At 42.3% G+C, this 3,627-nt stretch carries 2 protein-coding genes; both read right to left on the minus strand.

The window, feature by feature from the left end; genetic code table 11:
- Positions 1–2,307 (minus strand): M9 family metallopeptidase (locus AACQ21_RS05085; RefSeq protein ID WP_105976885.1); only part of this gene is annotated, 2,307 nt, incomplete at its 3' end.
- 189 nt (positions 2,308–2,496) lie between these two features.
- Complete coding sequence (locus tag AACQ21_RS05090) at positions 2,497–3,258, minus strand: class II glutamine amidotransferase (protein ID WP_017045106.1); 762 nt, start codon at positions 3,256–3,258, stop codon at positions 2,497–2,499.
- Between the last annotated feature and the right edge of the window lie 369 nt (positions 3,259–3,627).

Here is a 3,627-nt window from a genome sequence, read left to right on the forward strand (position 1 = left end):
AGTCAATGTAGGCCAGTGCTCGCTTTCTGCATAAAGATCAACATTGTGGGCTGCCATCTTATCAATAGGCTGGAGCCAAACTTTGACACTGCTCATTCCCTCTGGTACATAAATCGCTGCATAGCGAGTTTGATGAATACCCAACGTCATTGGCTGACGATTTTCGAGAACAACAGGTGCTAAATCATCACTAGGCTTTTGCGTATTATCGGTAATGGCGTAACTTACTTTCGTATTTAATTCAACACGCTGGTAAGCTTCTCTACCCGTAATACTAAAATAATAGCGACCCGGTAAAACAGTACCATTGGCTTGTTTTTCTAGTGCAATTGTTTCATTACTATGCAGTTCAAAATTTGTTATTTGATAATCATAATAATGCGCAATTTTTTCATAACTTAAATAAAGATCGGCGTCACCATCACCGCTAATATTAATCGACAATTCACTGATATTATCTGGAACATCAATATAATAGAGTTGTTCACTGTACTGCTCACCCGACAAGGTAACACTCTGCCCTAACGCTAAATGATTCATCGTGTCTTCTGGTTGAATTGGCGGCACAGTCGGATCGTCTGGATTACCACTGTCCGTTGTCAAAGTGTCTAACCAAGTTGAAAATTCGCTGTCTAGGCTTTTGCCGATCCGTTTCACTTGCTCAGCCCATGCTTTGAAATCGCCACTACGTGATAGCGCTAGCAGTTGATCCACTTCATTGGGATGGTTTTCCAGCATAAAACGAACCGCTAAATAGCCCCAGCGATAAATTTGATTGGTGTCATTTTGATAAGTAGTGGCTAGCACTTGCGTGAGGCTCAGTTTTTTCTCAGCAATTAAGTCTACCGCCGCTTGGTAGCCTTTTTTATAGTGCATGTATTCAGCGAAGCCTTCCAACCACCACACGATATGGCCTTCACTTAAATTGAGAGAAAATGAACCGTATTGATTGTAGCGTCCGTCCAAATAATGCACATATTCATGCTCTAAATTGAGAATAGACAACGCCTCATCCTGCGCATATCGGTAAGCGACAAAGCGCGCTGTGTTGTTGGCATCAGCCGGGTTGCCTTCAAGGTATTGCCCGCCGTTGTTGGTAGTATTGCCAAACAAGAAGTTGGAATAACTGACATAACTTTCGTTGCTATCAAATACCACCACTTCCACTTGTTGATTAAGATCATCGGCCACGGGCGTGAAACCCGTGTTGGCAACGGTATGAAAATCCGCTTCTTTCTCATTCAAAATGCCACACGCTTGCTCTGCTTGCTGAGGTGTTAAGCCTTGCGAGCGGATAATAGCAGGCCCATCACATTGATGGCGATTTGGCATGATACGCTGTTCAAGTTGCTGCTTAGCTTGCGTTAAATTAAGCGCTTCCAATGTCTCTGGCGCGTAGTAAGAAAGCATTTCAACCGCAGCAATCCAGAGTTTATCGCTACGTCCACCCAGCGGGTAACGCTCCAATACTTTTTCTAAAATCGCAATGACTCGAGTTTTGGTGTTTGGGTAAGGGCTAACCAGTAAGCGCCCCGTTTCACGCACCGCATTGTACAAAATGAAATCGGCATCGGTTCCTAACGCCCAATCATGCTCAGTGGCAAAACGATACAGTGTCTCCAAATATTCTGGATGGGCTTCAATGTCTTGATAAAAATCATCACGCGAAGCATGGCCGCTCATGGATCGAAATAAGTTATTTAAACCATCAACAAACTGCACATCTTGCGCCGTTTGTGGGTTAAAGGCGTCCAATAACACGATGAAATTCGCCATCGTTGAATGTAGGCGTTTCACGTTATCGACCATTAACGTTAAGCTCGACATGGCCGCCACTTGTTCACGACCTAAGCTCAAACTATAAGGCGATAACATAAACTGGTTGATCGTATCCGCAATCGCATTACTCAATTGGTCCGAATAATCACCAAAATCTTGTTTTACACCATAGCGCACATAATACGCGGCACGGATAAACTCCCCCAGATTAGCAATAGATTTGGCTTGCGCTTCTGTTCCTTGATATTGCGAAACCTCTAACGCCAGCGCTCGGTTAATGCTGTCTATACTATTTTCACTGTATAGACCCAAGATGGCTTTACTATCGGTATAAAACCACGAGTTATAACAGGCTGGTTGTGCATTTTTAATCGCTAAAATTGGCTCTTGTGCTTGGGTGATATCGCTAAACTGGCAGGCATCTGATGCATAAGAAAAAGACGGTAATCCTGCTAACGATAATGCCAATAGTAAAGCGTTAGGTTTGAGACGAGGGGAATGAATAGATGGAACAGGCGCAATACGCATAGTAACGACTCTCTATAGATCATAGAAATAAATGAGTCGCGGTTTATATCAGAATCACATTAATAAAATGAAACTTGGCGCATAGAAACCAAGATCTTACTTCAAAAAAGAATTGCTCTCATGAGAGAGCAATCGATTAACCAATAGATCTTATATATCAATACATTACTAATTGTTTTCCACCACTAACTAAGTGATCGGATACACAGTACATTGAGCGCCAATCACATGAGTAATGGTTTGCGGCTCAATCATTTGCCAACCACTTTCACTGTCAAGGGGTTCTGACGCAACCACCATATTATCGCCTTCGCTTTTACTAAACACGGTCGGCGGATTACCATCAGAGCTATAACGCACTAACCAAAAATCTTGCCCATCAGAGATACAAATCGAAGCTTTAAAAGGTGTGACTATCTGTTTCTCCGCCAAAGCCTGCGCAATTTGACCAATCGTGGTCGTAATGGCTTGTACTGGCTGACTGCGTAACCCATTACTCATCATCAATAAAAAAATCAATTCACTATCCGTTGTCCCAACACGCTTGACGTATAGCGATTCCGGTAGCTGCCGTTCTAAGGCGAATTTCACTTTTTCAAACTCACCAATTTGCCCGTTATGTAAAAACATCCAGTGATCCAAAATAAACGGATGACAGTTAGAACGGGAAACCTGCGTTCCGGTGGACGAACGCACATGTGCCATAAAACGGTGAGAACGAATGTGATGCGTTAAGGATCGCAGGTTTTCATCTCCCCAAGCGGGTAAGACTTCATGAAACTGCCCGGGTGTAGTGCGTTCGGTATACCAACCCAGCCCAAACCCATCAGCGTTGACACGGGTGACCGCTTTACGCGCTTCTAAACTTTGGTGCACGAGAGAGTGTTCCGGTTGATAAACCAGTTGATCGAGGTAGATAGGAGTTCCTTGGTAGGCGAGCCAGCGGCACATAATGCAAACATTCCAAAATAATCAGTCACTGATTTCAATAAAGCACGTTTGCTCAATGGCTGCAAGGTGTCCAGGCAACGATACCTTTGCCACTTGGCCCATCAACGCCACAAGTTAATGACTCTTAAATGCAGGCTTAAATGATGAATTATTTATTGAACTAAGATCATCTTTTAGCAAAGTTCATATTATTAAAAATACTAAACCTATTATTAGTCATTGTTGGTTTTGACCCAACATTCACTTTCGATTGAATTCTAACCTATCACTTTATTTATCTAAAGAATTTCATCTTCATCACTAAGAATAAAATACAAATCCATCAATTATTAATTCTAAATTTAAGAATAAAGAACCAACATATTTATC

Source organism: Vibrio sp. V01_P9A10T6, assembly GCF_963877065.1.
GTDB lineage: Bacteria > Pseudomonadota > Gammaproteobacteria > Enterobacterales > Vibrionaceae > Vibrio > Vibrio anguillarum.

What these genes read in the sequence shown, in the direction of transcription:
- AACQ21_RS05090 (WP_017045106.1), bottom strand. Translation starts at nt 3,258, where the DNA reads ATGTGCCGCTGGCTCGCCTACCAAGGAACTCCTATCTACCTCGATCAA.